The 23,712-nt window shown below is 44.5% G+C and carries 21 protein-coding genes; 18 read left to right on the forward strand and 3 right to left on the reverse strand.

The window, feature by feature from the left end:
* Window positions 1-10 precede the first annotated feature (10 nt).
* Window positions 11-496: a DedA family protein gene (locus MH215_RS26150; RefSeq protein WP_056693193.1), complete on the forward strand. Its 486-nt coding sequence runs from the start codon at window positions 11-13 to the stop codon at window positions 494-496.
* Window positions 497-940: 444 nt separating this feature from the next.
* Here MH215_RS26150 and MH215_RS26155 read toward each other — a convergent pair whose 3' ends face one another.
* Window positions 941-2,134: a cation:proton antiporter gene (locus MH215_RS26155; RefSeq protein WP_239293928.1), complete on the reverse strand. Its 1,194-nt coding sequence runs from the start codon at window positions 2,132-2,134 to the stop codon at window positions 941-943.
* A 372-nt stretch (window positions 2,135-2,506) separates the two neighbouring features.
* Between MH215_RS26155 and MH215_RS26160 the strand changes: the two genes are divergently transcribed.
* The 5 genes from MH215_RS26160 (at window position 2,507) to MH215_RS26180 (ending at window position 6,030) form a co-directional block, all read left to right on the forward strand.
* Window positions 2,507-3,091, forward strand: coding sequence for a DUF420 domain-containing protein (locus MH215_RS26160; protein ID WP_239293929.1), 585 nt, complete (start codon window positions 2,507-2,509; stop codon window positions 3,089-3,091).
* A gap of 77 nt (window positions 3,092-3,168) precedes the next feature.
* A complete protein-coding gene (gene gpmA, locus MH215_RS26165; protein ID WP_145051782.1) occupies window positions 3,169-3,912 on the forward strand; it encodes a 2,3-diphosphoglycerate-dependent phosphoglycerate mutase in 744 nt (247 codons plus the stop codon).
* Between the two features lie 302 nt (window positions 3,913-4,214).
* Window positions 4,215-4,379, forward strand: a complete 165-nt coding sequence (locus tag MH215_RS26170; RefSeq protein ID WP_164848570.1) for a hypothetical protein — start codon at window positions 4,215-4,217, stop codon at window positions 4,377-4,379.
* A gap of 284 nt (window positions 4,380-4,663) precedes the next feature.
* Window positions 4,664-5,572, forward strand: coding sequence for an aldo/keto reductase (locus MH215_RS26175; RefSeq protein ID WP_239293930.1), 909 nt, complete (start codon window positions 4,664-4,666; stop codon window positions 5,570-5,572).
* A 131-nt stretch (window positions 5,573-5,703) separates the two neighbouring features.
* Window positions 5,704-6,030 carry a thioredoxin family protein gene (locus MH215_RS26180; protein WP_239293931.1) on the forward strand — a complete coding sequence of 109 codons (327 nt, stop codon included), beginning with the start codon at window positions 5,704-5,706 and terminating at the stop codon, window positions 6,028-6,030.
* Window positions 6,031-6,587: 557 nt separating this feature from the next.
* On the opposite strand, the gene MH215_RS26185 is transcribed toward MH215_RS26180, so the two are convergent.
* Window positions 6,588-7,373 carry an undecaprenyl-diphosphate phosphatase gene (locus tag MH215_RS26185; protein ID WP_056693502.1) on the reverse strand — a complete coding sequence of 262 codons (786 nt, stop codon included), beginning with the start codon at window positions 7,371-7,373 and terminating at the stop codon, window positions 6,588-6,590.
* 239 nt (window positions 7,374-7,612) lie between these two features.
* Between MH215_RS26185 and MH215_RS26190 the strand changes: the two genes are divergently transcribed.
* The 5 genes from MH215_RS26190 (at window position 7,613) to MH215_RS26210 (ending at window position 11,200) form a co-directional block, all read left to right on the forward strand.
* A complete protein-coding gene (locus MH215_RS26190) occupies window positions 7,613-8,245 on the forward strand; it encodes a TetR/AcrR family transcriptional regulator (protein ID WP_056693219.1) in 633 nt (210 codons plus the stop codon).
* Between the two features lie 201 nt (window positions 8,246-8,446).
* The gene (locus MH215_RS26195; protein WP_239293932.1) at window positions 8,447-9,310 is read left to right on the forward strand and encodes a substrate-binding periplasmic protein; all 864 of its coding nucleotides are present in this window, start codon (window positions 8,447-8,449) and stop codon (window positions 9,308-9,310) included.
* Between the two features lie 31 nt (window positions 9,311-9,341).
* Window positions 9,342-9,992 (forward strand): amino acid ABC transporter permease, encoded by a 651-nt coding sequence (locus MH215_RS26200; protein ID WP_056693229.1) that lies wholly within the window; start codon window positions 9,342-9,344, stop codon window positions 9,990-9,992.
* Between the two features lie 17 nt (window positions 9,993-10,009).
* Window positions 10,010-10,756, forward strand: coding sequence for an amino acid ABC transporter ATP-binding protein (locus tag MH215_RS26205; RefSeq protein WP_056693238.1), 747 nt, complete (start codon window positions 10,010-10,012; stop codon window positions 10,754-10,756).
* 21 nt (window positions 10,757-10,777) lie between these two features.
* Window positions 10,778-11,200, forward strand: coding sequence for an OsmC family protein (locus MH215_RS26210; protein WP_145051767.1), 423 nt, complete (start codon window positions 10,778-10,780; stop codon window positions 11,198-11,200).
* On the opposite strand, the gene MH215_RS26215 is transcribed toward MH215_RS26210, so the two are convergent.
* Window positions 11,201-11,623, reverse strand: coding sequence for a carboxymuconolactone decarboxylase family protein (locus MH215_RS26215; RefSeq protein ID WP_239293933.1), 423 nt, complete (start codon window positions 11,621-11,623; stop codon window positions 11,201-11,203).
* Window positions 11,624-12,030: 407 nt separating this feature from the next.
* Here MH215_RS26215 and MH215_RS26220 point away from each other — a divergent pair, with 407 nt between their 5' ends.
* The 7 genes from MH215_RS26220 to MH215_RS26250 form a co-directional block, all read left to right on the forward strand.
* Entirely contained in the window at window positions 12,031-13,821 is a 1,791-nt protein-coding gene (locus MH215_RS26220; protein ID WP_239293934.1) for a sensor histidine kinase, read from the forward strand.
* Window positions 13,814-15,421: a response regulator transcription factor gene (locus tag MH215_RS26225; RefSeq protein WP_239293935.1), complete on the forward strand. Its 1,608-nt coding sequence runs from the start codon at window positions 13,814-13,816 to the stop codon at window positions 15,419-15,421. The genes MH215_RS26220 and MH215_RS26225 overlap by 8 nt, the downstream gene beginning before the upstream one ends.
* 201 nt (window positions 15,422-15,622) lie before the next feature.
* A complete protein-coding gene (locus MH215_RS26230; protein ID WP_239293936.1) occupies window positions 15,623-18,523 on the forward strand; it encodes a glycoside hydrolase family 2 protein in 2,901 nt (966 codons plus the stop codon).
* A 277-nt stretch (window positions 18,524-18,800) separates the two neighbouring features.
* The gene (locus MH215_RS26235) at window positions 18,801-19,784 is read left to right on the forward strand and encodes an ABC transporter permease (RefSeq protein WP_239293937.1); all 984 of its coding nucleotides are present in this window, start codon (window positions 18,801-18,803) and stop codon (window positions 19,782-19,784) included.
* 15 nt (window positions 19,785-19,799) lie between these two features.
* On the forward strand, window positions 19,800-20,702 hold the full coding sequence (locus MH215_RS26240; RefSeq protein WP_239293938.1) for a carbohydrate ABC transporter permease: 903 nt from the start codon (window positions 19,800-19,802) through the stop codon (window positions 20,700-20,702).
* Between the two features lie 544 nt (window positions 20,703-21,246).
* On the forward strand, window positions 21,247-22,938 hold the full coding sequence (locus MH215_RS26245) for an ABC transporter substrate-binding protein (protein WP_239293939.1): 1,692 nt from the start codon (window positions 21,247-21,249) through the stop codon (window positions 22,936-22,938).
* Window positions 22,939-23,128: 190 nt separating this feature from the next.
* Window positions 23,129-23,712, forward strand: a 584-nt coding sequence (locus MH215_RS26250; RefSeq protein WP_239293940.1) for an extracellular solute-binding protein, incomplete at its 3' end; no start/stop codon positions are given.

The following is a 23,712-nucleotide window of genomic DNA, read 5'->3' on the forward strand; positions in this document are numbered from 1 at the left end:
CGAGTCAGTGATGGAATTTGCAAAAGAATTTATTGGTCAGTACGGCTATTTCGCAATCTATGGACTACTGGCTCTGGGTGTAATCGGTATGCCTATACCGGACGAGGTGATGATGACGTTTGTCGGTTATCTTGCCTCGATCTCGGTTTTGAATTATTCGGTAAGTATTGTTGTCAGTTTTGGTGGTGCGTTCACCGGTGGACTGCTCAGCTATATGATTGGCAAGAAGGCCGGCAGGCCGCTAGTCGTGAAATACGGTAAATGGGTGGGGGTAAACGCCAAACGGCTGGTCAGGGTAGAGTCCTGGTTTATGAAGTATGGGTACTGGTCCATCGTTCTAGGCTACTTCATTCCCGGGATTCGTCACCTGATGTGCTGCTTCTCAGGAATCAGCCGTATGGCTATGGGGAGATATATCCTCTTCTCCGGCATCGGTGCATTTCTATGGTGCGTTGTGTTCATATCGATTGGATTCTATGTTGGAGTGTTGACTTAAAATCGGACAGCCTATCAGCGTGATGGGCAAGCTAAGCTAAAGACCTTTTTTGTGCAAAGGGTCTTTTTTGTTTTTTCTAACATACGGTCGCTGTGGATTTACTGATGTGTGGCTATGATAGGATTGTGGCGAGTACTTACTGTTATATGGGTAGGATATCTTAAATTCATTTTCTATTCTAGATAGTACTCTGGAGTTCGATTTCTTTCTCTAGGGCTTCAGCTCGACATATAAAAAAGAAAAAAGCCGTTTCGCCCATTTCTACCACCTTCGTGTTGAGGGGGAGAATGGGTCAAAGCGGCGTGTGCTTCACGACCGATATATTGCATTTTATTAAGCAAGTATAGCTTTAAATAAGGAATGTTTTCAATACTTCACCTGTTTAAACTTAAGCAACCTTGCATCTCCCAGCGTACGTGGTGCCCCGCTCCAAGACTCGATCACTTATCCAGAAATATTCGATTCTTGCTGAATCTCTTGTTCAATCTTGCGTTCGCCCTTTTTTCGACTAAACGTGATTTTGAGCAGTGGTGGTGTTACCAGAGTCGTAATAATAACCATAATCACAACACTGGTGAAATACTCGGAGTCCAGCAGCCCAGAAGCAAGCCCAGTTGACGCAATAATAAGTGCGACCTCTCCCCGGGATATCATACCTGAGCCTATAGCTAGGGACGACTTTCGATCAAAACCAGTGAGCAGAGCACCAGCTCCACCGCCGAGCAGCTTCGTTACAATGGCGATCAAACTGATTACGACAATAAACCAGATTTGAGAACCAACGCCATCAAACTGCACATTCAGTCCAATACTCACGAAGAATACAGGAACAAAAATACCGTAAGCAATCGGTTCTAGCTTGGTCTCCACTTCATGCTTGAAGCTTGTCTGGGAAATAGCGATTCCTGCGGCGAACGCACCAATGATGCCTGCAACGCCCATCCATTCTGCAAAGTAGGAGAATCCGAAGCAGATGATCAGACCTGCTGTAATAACGGTTTCAGTTACCTTGAGCGGCTGCATCCATTTCATAATTCGTGGAACAAGGAACCATCCGGCAGCGATTATGATAACAAAGAACAATAACTTCTTACCAATAAGCAGGCTAATTGAAATATCTCCAGCACCTGTTCCGAGCAAGCTCATCATGACAGCCAGTAAAACAACAACCAGCACATCATCTACGACAGCCGCTCCCAGAATCGTCGTTCCTTCCCGTGAACTGAGCTGATTCATGTCCTTCAACGTTTGCACCGAAATACTCACCGAGGTAGCGCAGAACAGAAGTCCGAAGAACAGAGCATGGGTCTGGGACATGCCGAAACCAATAGCCGCTCCATAACCACCGATAAAAGGAAGAATTACTCCACCGACAGCAACTGCAAAAGCAGCCTTCCAATTTTTCTTCAATTGCTCTAGATCCGTCTCAAGACCCGCAATAAACATTAATAATAGTACTCCGATCTCGGCCATATAGTGAACGAAATCGGATTTGGGTACCCAGTTCAGTAGAGCAGGACCAAGGATAACACCAACGATTAATTTCCCCAGCACAGATGGTTGACCAAGTCTTACCGATAGGTCACCCGCGAGTTTAGTGAAAATTAGAATCAAAGCAAGAGATAAAATAAATTCCATACATGTACTCCTCTCCGACATTAGCGTTTATAGGTTGCCTCACCAAGGCCGCTTCATACCAGCGAATAAACAAAAAAATGGCATGTTAGGGCAGTGATAACCGCACCCTGACATGCCAATAGAAGACAAGAAGGGGCCTTGGTGACAGGCTCCTCCTTGTTAAACGAGTATGTGATTAATGACATTAATTATAACAGAATTACACTCTACGGTAAACAACCAGCACACCTCATTCATTAGAATCTACGCCGTGGGGCACGATAACATCATGTGGTGGACATTTTTGTTCAGAGTGTTGTCACTTAACAGCCGACAAATGCCGAGATATAATGACATAGAACATAGAAGTTAGGATATGAGGAGGATTTTACATTGGGCAAACAGGCCAAAGGGGACCCGAACAAGCAATCGAACCAAATTACCCCGACCAGTAATAAAAATTTTGCAGGTATTATCATCACCATTTCCATTCTCGCCAATGTCATTATTTTATTGTTGTTCTTTGCGCCATCGATCGGCTACAAGGGAAGTGTAGACTTTGATATTACCATACTGCCGCGTTTTAATGCTGTATTTAACAGCTTCACCTTCATCTTCTTGCTAGCGGCACTAATTGCCATTATCAAACGAAATGTGAAACTACACAAACGGTTTATTATTGCCGCATTTTCGACGACAATGTTATTCCTTGTAACGTATTTGTCATTCCACTACCTCTCCCCGGAAACTTCAAAATATGGCGGAGAAGGTATCATTCGTTCCATTTATTTCTTCATCCTGATTACGCACAGTATTCTGGCAGCGTTGATTGTACCATTGGCTCTATTCACCCTGGTATGGGGCTGGACGAATCAATTGAAGAAACACCGTAAAATCGCTCGTTGGACCATGCCGATCTGGCTGTATGTCAGCTCTACGGGTGTTGTAGTCTACCTGATGATGGCACCATATTATTAATGTCATAAATAAAGTTTAACGAAGTATATCCCTGTAGCACTTGCGGGTAATGTTTCCATGGAAGGAGGTTCACGGTCATGTACAGAGTTGTATTAATTCGCCATGGACAGAGTATGTGGAATGTAGAAAATCGTTTTACGGGCTGGACGGACGTGGATCTGACCACAGATGGGTACGGAGAAGCCCGTAAAGCAGGTAAGATTTTGAAGGAGCAGGGCTTTGATTTTGACTATGCTTATGCTTCTGTACTGAAACGTTCCATACGAACATTGGATATCGCATTAGATGAGATGGATCGCATGTGGATTCCTATTACGAAGACATGGAAACTGAACGAACGCCACTATGGTGCTCTGCAAGGCTTGAACAAACAACAGACCGCAGTCAAGTACGGGGAAGATCAAGTGATGGAGTGGAGACGCTCCATTAGCGTTTCGCCCCCAGCTCTAGACGAGACGGATGAACGTTACGTTCAAGATCAGGACAAGTATGCCCGATTGGGTTGTACCATTCCTCGCACGGAGAACTTACTGGATACATCGAAGCGGGTTCTGGAGTATTGGGACAACGAGATCAAACCGGTTGTATCGGCTGGTAAACGGGTGCTTATCTCTGCTCATGGCAATACGCTCCGTTCATTGGTCATGCACTTAGATCAGATGTCTGAAGCCGATGTAATGGCGCTTAATATTCCAACGGGCATTCCGCTTGTCTACGAATTGGATGAGGATCTTCATCCGATCGGACACTTTTATCTGACAGCCGATGGTTCAACGTATAAGCATGAAGAAATGACTCATGTGGCAACACCATCAGATTAATATTCAAGACGAGATGACCCCTGCATTCACATGTGGGGGTCATTTTTTGTGCGTTTAGCGAATCAACTTCATTTCATAACATAACACTTTAGCTGGGTTAAATCAGGACAAGCTATGGATCATACCCGTTCAATTAGCCTATATAATTACTTGCATAATTTATGTCTTAAGTGAGATATGAGATGAATATATCGTATTATTTTATTTTTTCAATGGCTTATTCAGGACGTTTCGATTTCGGCACAACGGGTAAATTTCAAACAAGACACGATGTACATTTATCCTTAAAGGAGGAAGAACACATGTCTAAACGTAAAGGAATTATCATGACAGCTATTGGTGCAGGCGTAACGTATCTGATGAGGAACAAGCAGGCAAGAGATAAGTTGTTTTCGACAGTCTCAGGCATGATGAAAGGCTCCAGTTCTTCAACTGGCAAGAGACCACAGCGTATAGATATTAAATAAATCCATCTAATCAACATGTAATGTCAAGCCCAGGCTAGCTAGTCTGGGTTTTTGTTTGCGCTCTACATCCAATTCACTTTACTTTATTTTCCCCTTCGGAAAAGCGAATCAAAAAAATCTGGAGATAACAGCGATCGAAAGGTTATTCTGTCATCGGAGCGACAAGTATGAATATTCTTTAGATCAGCATATATAGATGCTGCTTTTCAAAGTACAGGATGCGATTTTTGCAATGAAGAATGATACAATGGATACTTGCAGAAATTATATGAGGTGGTGCACATATGAAAAAAAATCGTCTAGGCTCATCCGAATTGATGGTGGGAGAGATTGGTCTTGGCTGTATGTCGCTCGGAACGGATGTGAATCCTGCCGTAGCCCTGATTCATGAAGCGTTGGATCACGGTGTGAATTTGATCGATACAGCCGATCTGTATGACGCGGGGCGCAATGAAGAGATCGTAGGACAAGCGATTAAGGGACGCCGTGATCAGGTTATTGTAGCAACCAAGGTGGGGAACCGCAGAATACAAGGTCAAGAAGGTTGGGCATGGGATCCATCCAAGGCGTATATCAAACAGGCGGTACATGACAGTCTTAAACGTCTCCAGACTGACTATATTGATCTGTATCAGCTGCACGGCGGTACCATTGAAGATCCAATGGAAGAGACCATCGAGGCATTTGAAGAACTTAAGCAGGAGGGGCTAATTCGTTATTACGGTATTTCCTCAATTCGACCTAATGTCATACGGGAATATGTGAGAAGAGCTCAGATTGTAAGTGTCATGAACCAATACAGCCTAGTGGATCGCCGAGCGGAGGAAGAGGTATTGCCGTTATTGGAGCAAAAGGGAATTAGTGTGATCGCCCGCGGGCCAGTGGCAAGTGGAGTACTCGCTGATTCTGGCGCAGCTAAGGTTGATAAAGGTTATCTGGACTATACGCCGGCTGAGCTTCACAGCATTCGGGAAACGCTGGGACGTTATGTTACGGACGGGCGCAGTTTGACCCAAACGGCAATTCGATATGCCTTGTCGCATCCAGCCGTAGCGGCGGTTGTACCTGGCGCGAGTTCTAGAGAACAATTGCTGCATAATATTGCTGCTTCAGCATCAGCACCACTCACAACAGCGGAGATCCAACAAATAAAGGAATCGAATCCGGCTAACCTGTACAAGCAGCACCGCTGAGATAGGAACTCCTATTTTCAAATGTAACTATTCAAGGTACAATGAAATAAAGTTAAAATATTAACTATTCCGTTTCAGGTACACATGATCATGCTGTGGCTGAACATATATAGACAAGGGAGAGAACATCTATGGAAAGAATTCTTAGTGAACAACAATATCGCGATACCATCAATTCAGACAGTCTAACGGTTATTAAGTTTGATACAACCTGGTGTGTTGACTGCAAAAACTTGGATCGTTTTATCGGAGATGTAGTTGACCAGCACACCGACAAAACGTTTTATGCTATGGACGCGGAAGAATTACAGCCATTGGCTGAGGAGAATGGTGTACGTGGTATTCCAAGCTTGCTTGTTTTCCAAAATGGCAAGAAAATCGCACACCTGCACAGCAAATGGGCTAAGACTCCTGCTCAAATCTCGGAATATCTGACTACATTGGAATCCAAAGTATAACTAAAACGTAGCGTTTTATCTAAACACATATAGGCACCTTCAATCATACCCATGATTTGAAGGTGTTTTTTGAATGTTCTACTCCAATTCATAACTTTCTAAAGGTGTTCAGAATTTGTTTAGACCCTAGCAGTACAATGTTAAAGCGACATAAGCTGAACATCGGTTCAACTCATGTAGTAAATTTAATACTGGAGTGAACAGATATTACTATGAGTAAATCTATTTTTCAAGAAATGCATCAACTGAGCCATGATGATGAGCTAAGATATCAATTATTGATGCGAGGAGTGAGAAGACGGCTGGAGGAGCAGAAGCAGAATAGATATAATTTGATTGAGCAGATAAGATTTAAGAAGAAATTAAGAGAAATCCAAGTGAAGCAGTGGTACTAGATCTATAGGTTCACCAAAAGTAGAAGAAGCCTCTATGTCATCTATACATAGGACTCGATTTATTAGATTTAGCACTTAGCACATGTAACACATAAATAAAATGGCGGCTCAGTTCTAGAGGAACGTGAGACCGCCATTTATATTGCGCTACGATGTTTGCCGTTACATTAGAATGATGAAGAATACGGCTGCTAGAACGAAGCGATATACCGCAAAGACCGTAAGACTCAGTCGTTTGAGAATGGACAAGAATGTTTTGATCGCAAGCATCGCAACGATGAAGGCTGCAATAAAACCGATAGCGAAGATCGGGAAGTCACTGCCGTTCAGATGATCGATACTTTTGTATAGATCATATCCTGTAGCACCAATCATGATTGGCACAGATACCAGGAACGTAAATTCGGCTGCAGCTACACGGCTGATCCCTGCGAATAGACCGCCAGAGATCGTTGAGCCGGAACGAGAGAAGCCAGGCCACAGTGCCAAAATCTGAAATAGCCCGACTACAAAGGCTTGTTTATACGAAATATCGTCTACATCATGGGTAGTGATGCGCTCACTACGGTGGCTCCAGCGCTCAGCTACAATCATCAGAACGCCCCCAATGACAAGGCTGTACAGTACCGTCTCAGGGCCGAATAAATGGGCTTTGATCCAATCCCGGAAGACAAGTCCAATGACTACAGCAGGAACCATTGCGAGAAAAATGTGTCCAAGGTTTAGACGGCGGGAATAACTTCGTTTTCCCCCAGTGAAGCGGAACATGTCAATAAACTTGTTCCAGTACAACACCACGACTGCAAGTACAGCTCCGAGTTGAACAACCACCTCAAACGTTTTGACTGACTCGTTGTCCTCCGATAAACCCAGCAGGTGGGCGGTCAGAATCATGTGTCCTGTTGAGGACACGGGCAAAAACTCAGTCAAACCCTCGATGATGCCCATAATAATAGATGATATAAAGTCCAATTCTCTTCCTCCTTGAAATGCAGATGGCAGAAGTGAGCTGCCCTGCTTCACAATGCCTGTCCTCTAGAACATGGCTATGCTCTATTATGATCAGAAATGCATACAACTTCAACTTCTCTCATGAATCTATTGTTTAAAACTATATTGACAAAAACCTAGTTATCCCATAGGATATACATTAACTGACTGACTGATCAATCGGGAGGGTTAAACGTATGAGTAAAGGTAATACTTTGGAACCTGGCGAAGACCGCCGGAACCAGATTATACGCATAGCACTAGAGCGTTTTGCAACGCAGGGTTATCATCAGACCAAAATTTCCGATATTGTTCGGGAAGCGGGTGTCGCTCAGGGAACCTTCTATTGGCATTTCAAAAGCAAGGAAGCCATTGCCTCCGAGATTGTACTCACAGGCAGAGAGAAACTTCTTGAAGCGATTGGACAAGGATACCGCAAGGATGCCGGAACGGTAGAAGATATGGTGAAGGCTTCGGAACGACTGTTTACCGATTTGTTCTCTTTTGCCGCAAACAATCGTTACTTCATGGAGCTACTTCTCAAAGGCATCGTTAGCGAAGATGCAGTTCGCCGTCTGGTTGAGGAGACACGCAATGCGGTGGAAACGGCATTTCGTCACAACATGGAGAGAGCTATGGAGCTGGGGATGTTGCCAAAATCAATGGATATTCCGCTCAGAGCAGCATTGCTTGTCAGCATGATTGAAGGCATGATCACGCGCTGGCTATTTGGTTCAGAGGATCTGCACAACGAGTTCTCTTCCATGACAGCATCGTCGCTCGCGGCGGAGGCAGCAAGCTTTGAATTTTACGGATTGTTAGGCACATGAAGACATGGCCTGATTCCGAAGCATTTATTTTGAAATAAGGATGAGCATTGGATTAGGAAAATGAAAGTACATCCTATCACATGTTTCAGCCACGAGCAGGGAATAATGGGGATAACTGCTGTATCACCATACATTAGGTACCGCATATAACAATGCTCTTGTATGCACAACCACATAACGACTTGAGAGGAAGAACACAACATGAATACTGGATTGAACATTCGTAAGAACAAAACTCGTAAAGGCTGGACGCTAACGGCATTGCTACTGATCACCATGCTGGTACTTAGCGCTTGCGGCAGCAAAGCTACAACGGATAATGGCGGAGATGCTGCGGCACCAGCGAGCAATGAACTGGAACAGATCAAGTCGGCTGGCGTTATCAAAGTGGGGATGATGGGAACGTATCGTCCATACAACTTCCTGAATGATAAGAAGGAAATGGATGGCTTTGATGCGGATATCGCACGTGAGGTAGCGAAGCGTCTGGGAGTTGAGGTTGAATTTGTATCCCAGGAGTTCTCTGGACTGACACCAAGTCTACAATCCAAGAAACTGGATGCGATCATTAGCCAAATGACGATCACCGATGAACGCAAAAAAGCACTGGATTTCAGTGATCCGTACATTACCAACTCCGTAAAAATCATTGTGAAAAATGATAATAACGATATTACGACGCTAGAGGATTTCAAAGGGAAAACGATCGGCGTAGGTTTGGGTACCAATGATGAAACATACCTGCGTAATGAAGTACTGCCCAAAGTTGGCGATTTCACGATCAAAACGTATGACGATGTTATCTCTTCCTTGAAAGATCTGGATGCAGGTCGTATCGATGCAACAATTAATAACCTGTATGCGCTCAAACCTATTGTGGATGCAAATGGCTTCAAGATCAAAGCTGTAGGCGAACCAATTAAGAGTGACCAAGCCGGAATCGCAGTTCGTAAAGAGAATCCGGAACTCGTAGCTGCACTGAATGATGCACTCAAAGGTATGAAGGACGATGGCACATACAACACCATTTTCAAAAAATGGTTTGATGAAGAGCCTGCGCAATAATGAACCTGCAAGGCGAAGGGAAGTTTGATCCATGGAACTTGATTTGATACTTGAGAATGTCCCCTTCTTTTTGAAGGGGGCGTATTACACTCTATATGTAACTGTGATATCAATGTTTTTTGCCTTTATCATTGGGGTAATCGTCGCCGTAGCTCGTCTTAAAGGGCCAATGTGGCTTCGGTTGATTGCCCGATTTTATGTATCTATTATGCGAGGAACACCGTTGCTCGTGCAATTATTCGTTATCTATTACGGGTTAGTGGACTACGGGGTAACCTTAGGCTCACTTACCGCTGCTTGTCTCGCACTCAGCTTGAATGCAGGTGCTTTTTTGTCTGAAACCTTCCGTGGTGCAATCCAAGCTGTTCCCAAAGGGCAGACAGAGGCGGCTTATGCGACAGGCATGACACCGGCTCAGACGATGAGACGCATTGTGTTCCCACAGGCTGTCCGGATCGCTATTCCACCGATGGGTAATACGTTTATTGGTATGCTGAAGGAAACGTCACTTGTGGCCGCAATTGGGGTAACCGAGTTGTTGCGTTCGGCACAATTACTGGTTTCTCAATATGCACTAAACATGCCGTTTTATCTAGCGATCGGTGTGATCTACTGGATCATGAGCATCGGCTTCTCTGCCATTCTGGAACAAGTGGAGCGTAGGCTCGCTCGGGCTTACTGATCGAAGGAGGAGAACCGATGATTACAACGACAGGGCTTAGCAAGCGCTTTGAGAACAATGAAGTACTTAAAAATATAGATTTACATGTGAACGCCAAAGATATCGTTGTACTGCTCGGACCAAGTGGTTCAGGCAAGAGCACATTGCTGCGCTGCTTGAACGGTCTGGAGCAGCTGTCTGGTGGACGAATTGAAGTGAACGGTACTGTGGTAGACAGTGCGGATTCTCTACGTGTACAGCGTGCGAGAGTGTTAGAAATTCGTCGTCAGACGGGCATGGTATTTCAGCAATTTAACCTCTATCCGCATAAGACGGTGCTGGGTAATGTAATGGAGGGGCTTGTCACAGTCAAAAAGATCAAGCGTGATGAAGCAGCCGAACGAGGCAAGCTTCTGCTGGATCGTGTCGGCCTGTCCGATAAGCAGGATGCTTATCCATCTCGGTTATCCGGTGGACAGCAGCAACGTGTTGCTATTGCTCGTGCTCTCGCGATGGAGCCTGAGGTGATGCTGTTTGATGAACCTACATCGGCACTTGACCCTGAGCTCGTAGGTGAAGTGTTGTCTGTCATGAAAGAGCTGGCTCAGGAAGGTATGACGATGCTTGTGGTGACCCATGAATTGAAATTCGCCCGTAATGTAGCAAACAAAATTGTGTTCATGGCGGACGGATCGATTGTGGAGGAAGCAAGTCCTCAGGCGTTCTTTGAACATCCAGAACAAGAACGAACTCGTAAGTTTTTACAACAAATCACTGAATTTTAATGAAGAAAGAAGGATGACATCATGAATGTAACTACGGTATGGAAAGGCAAACGCGCGTTTACGTCTGAAGGTCCGTCTGGCTACGCTGTAGGTATGGATGCAACGGCTGCTTATGGCGGAGATAGCCAAGGAGCGACACCAATGGAACTGCTGCTGGCAGGTCTTGGCGGCTGCATGGGCATCGATATTACGATGATTCTGGACGCGTTCTTGGACAAGATCACGTCTATTGAAATTGAGGCACAAGGTACACGCAGTGAAGGGATGCCCAAAGGCTTCACTTCCATTGACCTAATTTTCAAAGTTGACGGAGATATTCCGGATTACCGGATCTGGAAAGCGATCCAGATGGCAGAAGAGAAGTATTGCGCGGTATCCGCTTCACTAAGTGCAGACATTCATCCGCAATTGATCCTTAATGGTGTAGAGACGCCACGTCCATAATCAATCGGATTCACTCGGTGCATCAAGTTGTAGCGCTGCGCCGAACCATTGGGATGCGATAGTAAAACAGATCCAGGCACAGAGCTCACTGAGCTGAGCATCGGTAAAATGTTCACGTAGAACGGGGAAAACCGCAGAGTCCACATTGCCACCCGTCTGGACAAATAACTCCGCAAGTCCGGTCGCCATACTCATGGCGGCCTCTTTGGGGTTCGGATCAGGAGCCCCTTTGGCACGACAATACATACAGCCGTTCCGATGAGCGAGTGCTCGCCTTACCTGCTCCTTGAGCTTGGCGGATAACAAATGATCCCCAGCTAGGGTATCTCCCAATGCATTCCAGTGCAGCATGATGGATGGATTGTGACCAAGTAGACGTTGAAAGGCAGTTTCGCCATTTGATGAAAAAGATATCATAGGCATATGATGTAATCGCTCCTTTTAAGAAACTTGTTGTACACAGTACATGTACGAATAGAGGTTGTTCCAAAGTTTTTGTACATGCACGAATACTGAAGAATTATCGATGTATTAAATTTTATCGTATGGTTGAAGGAGCTCTCCACTGCAAATGATTGCGAATGTATGATAATCTAAGACAAATGTCTTGAAAAAAAGGAGCCTGGGTAGACAAATGAACCTGGATCGCACGGATTATCATGTATTGACCTTATTTTGAAGACCGAACAACTTTCTTCTGGTTGAAAAGTAAGATTAAGCCCTGATTAGGGCTTTTTCCGTGGTATGATAAGATATATAAGAAGGCAAGGTTAGCATAAACCTGTTCTTATATATGTAAGCGCTTGTACAAGATGACGGAAGGTGCAGACATGTTAAAGAGGCTAATTCAAATATCGAACAATCTCAAAATGAAGCATAAATTGCTTATCTCCTACGTACTCGTCGTCATGGTTCCGGTCTTGATCGTTGGTCTGGCTGTCACGGCATATTTCCGGCAACAGGCGCTGGATAATGCCATCGAACAAACTATTAATAACGTGGACAAAATTAAGAGTCAGACAGCCACATTGCTGCGTGTGCCAACAGATATATCCAACATTCTAATGTTCAACAAGGATCTGGAGAAAATTGTGAACACACGATATGAATCGGTGATGGAACTGACGAAGGCGTATTTGGCATATAAGGATTTTGAAGAGTACAAGCGTCAGTACCGTGAGGTCGCGGGCATTCGTTTCTATTCTACCAACCCAACGTTGATTAATAATCTGGAAATTATTCCGGTGGATCAACAAACGAAGGATAGCTACTGGTATCAGAAGGCGCTTACTTCAACCAGCATCGGATGGTTTTACATCCCTAACAAGGAAGACAATCCAGTACACAAACTGAGCTTGGTTCGTAAAGTGCCTTTTCCCGAATATCGTACCGAAGGTGTTCTTATGATTGGGATCAATCAGGATGAACTCAATGAATTATTACGCCAAGAGCCATTTGAGACGCTGATCACGGACGAGCAGGGTTATATCGTTGCAGCCAAAAATACGGAGCTAGTAGGTCAAACGTTGAATCAACTCGATTTTGGCATCGATCTCCAGAATCAAGCAAAAGGCACGTTGGAGGCTGACTTCCAAGGAGAACCTTCCAACATTGTGATTGATGAACTGAACCCTATGTACAGTATCAATAGCCTGAAGGTCATTTCGGTGTTTGCGACCAAAAATATAGTGAAGGATGCCAATAAAATCAGCTTGATTGGTATGAGTTTTATGATATTGGTGCTGGTGATTGCACTGTTGCTGGTGTATATCATCTCATTCCTCACGTCTAACCGCTTGCTGCGGCTTAGTAGACATCTGAATAAGCTTGCGCTAGGCGATCTGAATGTCACGTCACGCATTGACGGCAATGATGAGATCGGACAACTTTCTAGACAATTCAATTATATGGTGAAAAGTATTAATGATCTGATGACCCAGGTTGTAGAGACTTCTGAGCAGAATACACAATTGGAAATCGCCCAAAAAGAGATTAAACTGAAAATGATGGCAAGCCAGATCAACCCTCATTTTTTATTTAATGCTTTGGAATCCATCCGTATGAAAGCCCATATTCAAGGGGAAGCGGAGATCGCCAATATTGTGCGGTTGTTAGGCAAGCTTATGCGTAAGAGTTTAGAGATTGGTAGCGGCAAAACAACCCTTAAGGCAGAACTTGAAATGGTACGTTCTTATTTGGAAATTCAGAAATTTCGTTATGGTGATCGTCTCGCATTCGTCATTGATATTCATCCAGAGGTAGAGAAAATCTCTATACCTCCATTAATCATCCAACCCCTTGTGGAGAATGCCATCGTGCATGGTCTAGAAAATAAAGAGGGTACGGTGCGTGTGAACATTAGCATCTATCCGATGGATGAAGTAATTCAGGTTCATGTAAAGGACGATGGAGCAGGCATTACCCCAGAACGGTTGGGTGAGGTTATGCAGTTCATCTGTGGACCTGAGGAACAGGAGAAGAGCCGAATCGGTCTACGCAATGTACACCAGCGGTTGACGCTGACTTACGGCGAGCCTCATGGATTGCAGATCAAGAGTGTGTACGGGGAAGGAACAGAGGTTTCTTTCACCTTGCCAGCAGGAGGGAACCAGCATGTATAGAGTGTTTTTGGTAGATGATGAACCCAGTATTCGAGAGGGATTAACAACGATTATTAACTGGGAAGAATATGGATTTGAAGTCATCGGTACCGCAGCAAGCGGTCGTGAATTGATAGAACGTTTTGACGAGCTCAAGCCAGATCTGACGATTATCGATATCCGGATGCCTGGCATGACGGGTTTGGATGTCATTGAAGAGGTACGTAAGCATCATGCGGATGCCCATTTTCTTATCTTGAGCGGGTATGCGGATTTTGATTATGCCAAAAAAGCGATCAGCTTCGGCGTAGATGGTTATCTGCTTAAACCGGTAGATGAAGAAGAGATCATTAGCGAGCTTCAGCGTATATCTGTCGTGCTGACACGAGAACGAGAGACGAATGCACGTCATGCGGGTGAGGATACGGCATATCGAGAGCATCAGATTGAAGCGCTGCTTTTTGATAATCATGAAGGTGCTGTCACCACTCAAGAAGATGCACTTGGGCTAAAGTGGCCTCAATATCAGATCATATTGCTGGAGATTCATGCTGCACCTGATCTGCAGCGAGGTAGTGCCCTTAAGCGCAAGCTGGTTGAAGCATTTGATCAGCAGCAGCGGGGGATCGTATTTTCGTTCCATTCGGGATTAGGGCTGCTGTACAAAGAGCCGATTACTTCTATCGATGGAGCCCGTAATGTTCATGATGAACTAGGGAGTCTATTAGGGGAATGGAATATTCACATGTATGTGGCAGCTGGTCAGCCTGTCCCATCTACAGCAGAGATCTCGAAGTCCTATCGTCAGGCAAACGCCATGTTGGCTGATCGGTTCTTGTTCTCCGAAGAGCGATTGATGCTCTGGAATGATCAGGTCATTGGTGAGAATCACATCCATTCAATTGAAGACTCCAGACCAGACAGTTTTGAACCGGATGAAGCTGAACTTGCAGACAAACTGTACTATGCACTCGATATTCGAAGTCATGAATCAGTGATGCGGGTTCTTGGCGAGATGCAGGATCGAATTGTGCCCTATCATCGAACAGAACAAGCGATCAAAACGGCGTTCTCCCAGACATTCTCTTTGGCGATTAATAAACTTGCTGCTGCCAATCAGCAGATGCAATCTATTTTGCAGGAACATTCGATGTTAATTACCGAGGTGTATCATCAGCATACACTACGGGATCTGCAAGTGATGGCTGCTGAGCATCTGAACCGCCTTATTCAGCGTATGGGTGGGGGGAGTACGGATACCGTGTTGAAACAAATGATTGAATTTATCCGGCGCAATCCCGGTGAGAATTTGAAGCTAGAAGTACTCTCTGATGTATTCAACTATAATAGTAGTTATCTGGGGAAACTGTTCAAAAATCATACAGGAGAGTCGTTTAATGCTTTTCTGGATAAGGTGCGGATGGAGAAGGCGAAGGAATTGCTGAACGAGGGGTTAAAGGTACATCAGGTTGCTGCGAGAGTAGGATATGCCAATGTGGATTACTTCCACGGAAAGTTCAGAAAATATGTAGGTGAATCTCCGTCAGCATATAAACACGCCAGAGAACATACTAAATTGCAATCCAAAGAGAAGCCTGGAGAAAACACGCGCGAAGAGTAGTTAGACATAGATAAAGATTAGTACTTATTCGGTTTTTGTAAAACGTTTTCAGAAATATTGACATGGACACCTGTAGATTATCTGTAGGTGTTCTTATCATTTCATGAGATAGTCCATGCTCTTCCGTGTTTATGCAATGGTACAGCCCAGAACGTACCTTTTAAACTGAATGTAAATGATAAGGTGAGGAGCGACAAGCGCATGCAATCATTCGATCCTAATACTGTTCGTCAAACATATAACCTGAACGGAACCTGGCAATTCTGCCTTGCTGCCAATGATACAGGTAGTCTAGTTTCACCATCCTGTGATGATCCTGCATGGGGGGAGATTCAAGTCCCCGGCTCGTGGGAAGAACAGGGGTACGGTGAAGAGCCAAGCTATCAACGTGTGGACACGTGGACTAAAGTACGTGAGTACGAAGGAGCTGCCTGGTACACAAGGAATTTTGAGATCGCTTCCACGGATACGGCATGTGCTTATGTATTGCAACTAAAGGGAGTACGCTGGACAACAGATCTCTGGGTGAATGGTCAACACGTAGGCAAACGGGACAGTCTAGTTAACGTACAAGAGTGGGATGTTACGTCTTGGATCGAAGAAGGTTCATGGAATGAATTGAAGCTGCGTGTTGATAACACGATGAAGCTTCCTCTAGCGGGTAGTCATATCCATTCCTTGCACACAGCCACTGCTTGGGGTGGAATTACAGGCGGAGCAACGTTGGAGTGCATACCAATGAACCGCATCGACCAACTGAGCCTATGTCCTGATACCAAGCAGGAGACCCTAACGATCAAAGGAATGATTCATGTTGCCCCAAATATTACGTCTTCAGCTCTGCGGTTACAGATCAAGATTCGGCATCCTGATGGAACCTGGCTGGATGATCAGAGTTTCAAGGTGGAGATAAGGAAGCATGAGGACGATGAAAGAACAGAAGTAATAGAAGCAGACGGGCAACAGATTGCAGAGATTCAACCACTGCAATTAAACCTTGCACAGGAACAATCTCTCGCTTTGTGGTCAGATGAGTCTCCTTCACTATATCAAGCTATGATTCGGTTATATGATGGAGAGCAACAGCTTGATCAGCAACATCGAACATTCGGTGTTCGCTCTTTCCAGGCTCATGGACAGAAGCTGATGCTGAATGATATTCCAGTTTTTCTGCGTGGTTACGTAGATTGCTGTATTTTCCCACTTACAGGGTATCCAGTCTGGGACAAGCAGCACTACGTTCGGCAGTTTCAGATTGCCAAGTCATACGGGTTCAACCATGTGCGTTTGCATGGCTGGAGTGCACCACAACCTTTCTGGGAAGCAGCAGATGAAGAGGGAATGTTGGTACAGGCTGAGCTTCCGCATTGGTCACGATTATTCGAGAATCGAGAACAGCCTGCACCAGCAGAAGTGTTGACCTATCTAACTCACGAGCTCGAAGGTCTGTTATCGTCGCTGCATGACCATCCTTCGTTTGTACTCTTTTCTATGGGGAATGAGTTGATTGGTTCTAACGGTCATCCGGAATTAAATGAGCTGGTGAGAAAGGCACAAGCGCTTGACCCGTCTCGTCTGTATACCGATAACACGGGATTCGGTCAGCTCCCAGCTCAAGGTCGGGAAGGGGATTTCTATATTCAATCTCTGAACTGGCATCCTCCACTGGAATCGGAGTTGTCCGCCGTCCCGGATACAACGCTAGATTATCAAGCAGTGACCCGGCTGACTGATCGCCCGGTAATTGGTCATGAGCATGCACAATACACGATGTATGTACGTCCAGAAGAACGTGAGAAATATACAGGTGTTCTTCGTCCTAGCTGGTTGCCACCGATTGAAGAGTCTCTAACTCGTAAAGGCGTAGCTGCGGATCTGGAGCAATTCCAGCAAGCGAGTGGCGCACATCTGGTGCGTTCTTTAAAAGAAGCGATGGAGCGAGTACGTCGTACCCCGAATGCAGCGGGTATACAGCTGCTGGATATCCGTGACTTTCCTGGACAGGGGCATGCCACGACAGGCATTCTGGATGTGTTCTGGGACAGTAAAGGGATTGCAGAGCCAGTAGATTTTCAACAGTTTAACGAGAATACGGTCTTGCTCCTAAGCTGCAGAGAGCGGACGTTTTATGCTGGTGAAGCGATACAAGTCGAAGCGCGAGTATCTCATTATGGACAGCAGCCCATTAAGGACGCAATCGTTCATTGGAAGCTGATAAGCAATAATGTAGTTTTAGAAGATGGACATTGGCATTATGGAGAAGTAGATCGAGGCATGGTGTTACCTCTTGGATACGTAACGATACATGCGCCTTCAGACCACGCGACGGCCTTTAAGCTAGAAGCAGAGATTCGTTCAGGAGACGACAAGGTGATTGCAGCGAATGTGTGGCATGGCTGGTCATTTCCCCATTACCGCACACATGAGCAGACCCATCGCATCTGGAACAGTGTGACTGAGCTTCAGCCACATCTGCTAGGGGCACATCAGGATCACGTGGATCATCTAGATGGGAGTACATTACGAAGAGGTTCGCAATTCAACCTTGTTATTGCTAAGTCCCTTACACCGAACGTACTAGATTATCTAGTTAATGGAGGACAGGTGTGGATTCAGACTCCACCAGAGGGGCTATATGATCCGGTAGAGACAAAGTATTTGCCTGTGTTCTGGAATTATCTGATGTTTGCTACCCAACCGGGGGCAACGATGGGGTTAAACTTGAAGGAGCAGACCGCGATGTTAGGTCGTTTCCCTTACGATCATGCCTCGGATTGGCAGTGGTATCACCTTGTCAATGGTACACCTGCGATCTGTCTTGATACGCTTCGGGGAGTAAGACCCTTAATTGAGGTGATTGATCACTTCCATCGAGCGAAACGTCTTACCTATGCTTTTGAAGCGAGGGTTGGACAGGGAAAATTATTGGTATCTTCATTACCATTTACCGAGCTGTCTCGGATGAAGCGCCCGGAGGTAGCCTATTTGTTCCAAGAGATCGTATCGTACCTGCTGAGTGATCAATTCGAACCTGAATCGGCTATGTCTGTGGGGGAACTGTTGGGCATATTGAAGTTACAAACGATACGTTTTGCACTCTAATTCGAAGAGCCCGAGAGGGCTATTTTTTAATGAAAAAATGGGAAGTAAACGATTTCGAAAAAACGTTTTCGTAAATTGTAATTTTGGCGTGTAAATTCCTTTTTATTTCATATATTGAATTTAAAATGCTTAAAATGAACTGATTTTGAATCAAATATGTCGGATTTTATAGGGGTATATCTAATTTTTATATGATTTTCTCTAAAATCAAGCTGGTATTTTGAAAACGCTCTATCTAGTATGATGGTTTTATAAAAACAGAGGAGGGGGAACGGAGATGGAAACGCTAACAGAAAAATCCGCTTCCGCGAAAAGAAGCAGTGACCCCAATCCGCCTACGAAAAAAGGCCGGAACGGAATTTGGGACAGCATTAAGCAACAAAAGTTTCTCTATCTCATGTCATTGCCATTCGTTGCTTGGGTATTTGTATTTAACTATCTACCTTTATGGGGATGGACGATGGCATTCCAAAACTATAAACCAGCTAGATCGTTCGGTGAACAAGAATGGGTTGGTTTTAAACACTTTGTAGAATTGTTCAGTGACGAACGCTTCTATCTCGTACTACGAAACACACTAGCCATGAGCATCATGGGTCTAGTCGTAGGTTTTGTCGTGCCAATTTTCTTCGCAATTCTCTTGAATGAACTTAAAGGTGTGTTCTTGAAGCGCACAGTACAAACCGTGTCGTACCTTCCTCACTTTGTATCCTGGGTCGTTGTTGCCGGGATCGTTACGAAAATGCTCTCCACTGATGGAGGCGTAATCAATGACATCTTGATGGGTCTTCATATTATTAACGAACCTATTCAATTCATGGCGCAAGGTAACCTGTTCTGGTACATTGTAACCGCTTCAGATATGTGGAAAGAAACCGGTTGGAATGCCATTATCTATCTGGCGGCTATTACGGGCATTGACCAAGAACTCTATGAAGCATCCCGGGTGGATGGAGCCAACCGCTGGAGACAGATGTGGCACATTACTCTGCCTGGTATTCGGACAACCATGTCAGTCCTGTTCATCATGGCTATCGGTCACTTGACTAGCACAGGTTTTGAAAAGCAACTCTTGCTCGGTAACAGCCTTGTCACCGATTACTCGGAAGTCTTAGACCTATACGCATTGAATTATGGTATATATCTAGGACGATTCTCGTACGGTACAGCCATAGGTATATTTAACTCCGTAGTCAGTATCCTTCTTCTGTTTACAGCGAACGGATTGTTCAAAAAAATCACTAAAGAAAGCATCATGTAGGGAGGGGACGACATTATGGCGAACAAAGCATTCAATGCAACACGGGGCGATAAAGTGTTCAATATATTTAATATCCTCGCGATGACCATGGTGCTGATTGTAACACTTTATCCATTCCTGAACGTACTGGCGATCTCATTTAATGATTCAACAGATACGGTTCGTGGCGGAATATATCTATGGCCGCGTGAATTTACACTGGAGAACTATAAAACTATTTTCCAGTACGAAGGTTTGCTGACGGGCTTGAAAATCTCAATATTACGTACGCTAATCGGTACGTTTCTTGGATTGCTCAGTTCTTCGATGATTGCATATACGCTGAGCCGGCCTGATTTTAAAATTAGAAAGTTTGTTTCTGTATCACTTGCTCTGACGATGTACTTCTCGGGTGGTCTGATCCCGACATATATCCTCATGCGCGATCTGAGCTTGATCGGTACGTTTTGGATTTATATCTTCCCATTGATGATCTCTGCCTTTAACGTGTTCGTCATCCGTTCCTTCATGGACGGTCTGCCATATGCACTGCAGGAATCAGCCAAATTGGATGGTGCGAACGACTTCACCATTTATTACAAAATCATTCTTCCGTTATGTAAACCTGTACTTGCTACCATTGCGTTGTTCTTGGCAGTAGGGCAGTGGAACCAATGGATCGATACGTACATCTATAACAATAATAAACCTCATTTAACGACGCTCCAATACGAGCTCATGAAAGTACTGCAAAGTACACAGCAGGGCTCAAGCGCTGGACGTAACGCCAATGATATGGCGCAGCAGATGGCACAGATTTCACCAGAGTCCATTAAGATGGCGATTACGATCGTCGCTACAGTTCCAATCCTGCTAGTTTATCCATTCCTGCAAAAGTATTTTGTAGGTGGTATGACACTCGGAGCTGTTAAAGCATAATTCATTGACTTGAATCGTTTGGTGGGTAGAAGACCTGCGGTACACCGTGTAGGCGTGGCTTAGGGGCTGCGCTTACCGTATCGGGGGATTAACCTGCGGCGAGTTTTACATTGATTTGTCCAAAACCGAGTTAGGTAGTGGTTTGAAATCAAAGTTCGACTTTGATAATCCAAACCATATAAGTGTTAAAGATGCCTTGAATATGTTCAAAGAAATATAACATTTAAATCGTTTTCCGAAAAACGTTTTCTGTAAAATAAATTCGCTATTGACAAGGATAATAACAACATTTATGATTCAAATATGAAAGCACTTTCATTGTTGGCTTGTTCGATTGCTAACCAGCATGATAGTGAGTGAATGGTGATAAACTGGATTAGGGGATAACGATCTACAGTTCGGACATTTACCCAAAAAACAGAAAGCGCTTTTACAATGTCTATTCAGAGGGGTCACATCGAGTGCAGTCAGCCACGTAAAGGTATGTGCAGGGCAACCTGTTATACAAAATATAGCTTCATTATATCCATAAGGGGGATTACACATGAAGGGCAAAACACCAAAAACGTTTGCAATGTTACTGTTAGCCAGTGCATTAGCAATCACAGCCGGTTGCGGAGGCAATACAGCATCAGAAACACCAGTAGATACAGGGGATACAACATCTCCAATGACGATCACATTCTTCGGTGCAGACGCAAGTCCTAACTGGAATAAAATGCAGGATGCAATCGGTAAAGAAATAACTAAACAAACCGGTATTACGATTGAAGCTGAGTACGATGTGAACAATGGTGGCGATCAAAAGGTTGCGTTAATGGCAGCAAGTGGCGACTACCCTGATTTGATATATCCAAAAGGTAATCTGTCCAAACTCGTTGATGCAGGAGCGATGCTTGATCTGACGGATCTGATTGAAGAACATGCACCGAACTTGAAGAAAATTTACGGGGATCAGATGAACCGTCTGAAATATAGCTTGGATGATCAAGCAATCTATACAATCCCAACCAATATGGGCGTTGATAACGTTGCATTCGATGCGACTGGTGGATTTGAAATTCAACAACGTGTGTTGAAAGAATTGGGCTATCCTGAAATAAAAACACTACAGGATTACGAGAATGTACTCAAAGAGTATGTGGCTAAACATCCAACGATTGATGGTCAACCAACGATCCCACTGACGTTGAATGCAGATGATTGGAAAATTATGATCACGGTGACCAACCCAGCATTCCAAGCTACAGGTGGTCCGGATGATGGTGAGTACTATATCAACCCTGAAACGTATGAAGCACAGCTTCACTACAAACGTCCTGAAGAGAAAGAATATTTCCGTTGGTTGAACCACATGTATGCTGAAGGTCTTCTCGATAAAGATACATTTGTACAAAAAGATGACCAATATAAGTCCAAAATTGCTAGTGGACGTGTACTGGGTCTAATTGACCAAGAGTGGAACTATCAAGATGGAGAGAATGCGCTGAAAGCAGCGGGTAAAGACGATGCGACTTATGCTCACTTCTCCGTATCATTGAACGAAGATATTGTTGATCATACGTTCCAACCGACTGGTTTTGACGGTTACGGACTCGGAATCTCAACAGAAGCTAAAGATCCAGTACGTATTATTAAATTCATGGACTGGATGGCTTCCGATGAAGGTCAAGTGTTGAGAAACTGGGGAATTGAAGGCGAACATTATAAAGTAGAGAATGGCAAACGTATTATCCCTGAAGATGTTCAGGATCGCAAAACAAATGATAACACTGCTTTCACGAAAGAATCAGGTGTAGGATTGTATAATGTATTTAGCGCAAGATATGGCGATGGTGTTAAAGATGCCACAGATAATTACTACACAACGAATTTCCCTGAGCAGATTGTAGCAGGTTACACTGCAGCTGAGAAAGAAACGTTGAAAGCTTATGGAATTACAACATGGAAAGAATTCTTCCCATCTGAGGAGGAATTGCCATTGAAACCATGGGGTGCGGCGTACAACATGCCTGTTCCTTCGGATACAGATTACAACGTGACGTTCCAAAAAACACAGGATATCATTCGTAAACGTATTCCAGAAGCAATCCTGACTAAACCGGAAAACTTCGACAAAGTGTATGATGACTTTATTGCTGAAATCGATAGAGCCGGTGCAGTAGAAATGGAGCAACAATACACCGTGTGGATTAAAGAGCGTGTAGCACTGTGGACTGGTGAAGACGTTAAGTAATTCGGAATGGATGTCCGAATGACATAAGGGATAATTGTAGAAGAACCCCTGAAAAGGGGTTCTTCTACAGATTGATGAGAAATTTAAGATCACCTATAATTTATTGTAATCACTTTCAGCAAACGCTTTAATCGGATAATCAGAATAGTAGTACCTATTCAAGGCTTGACTAACGAGGAGGATATACACGATGAGAGGCAAAATGAAGAGTAAAACACCAAAGACATTTGCAATGTTGATGCTGGCAAGTGCGCTATTGGTTACAGCTGGTTGTGGCAACTCAGGCAGTAAGGATGCTTCATCTGAGGGCTCAACAGGCACTGATGCAGTCACATTTACATTTTTCGGAGCTGACGCAAGCCCTAACTGGAACAGAATGCAGGACGAAGTAGGTCAGGAGATTACGAAGCAAACGGGTGTTACGATTGATGCGGAGTATGATGTAAACAATGGTGGGGAGCAAAAGATCGCCCTGATGGCAGCGAGCGGTGATTACCCGGATATCATCTATCCAAAGGGCAATCTATCGAAGTTAGTTGACGCCGGCGCTATGCTTGATCTGACCGATCTGATTGAGGAGCACGCTCCTAACTTGAAGAAGATCTATGGCGAACAGATGAATCGTCTAAAGTATAGCTTGGAAGATCAAGCGATCTATACGCTGCCAACGAATCTGGGTGTAGTTAACGTTGCGTTGGATGGAACAGAGGGAGTCGAGTGGGGGGAGGTGGTGGTGTTGGTGGGGGGTGTGGGGGTCGTGTGTGGTGGGGGGGT

It is taken from the genome of Paenibacillus sp. ACRSA, assembly GCF_022346845.1.
Taxonomy (GTDB): domain Bacteria; phylum Bacillota; class Bacilli; order Paenibacillales; family Paenibacillaceae; genus Paenibacillus.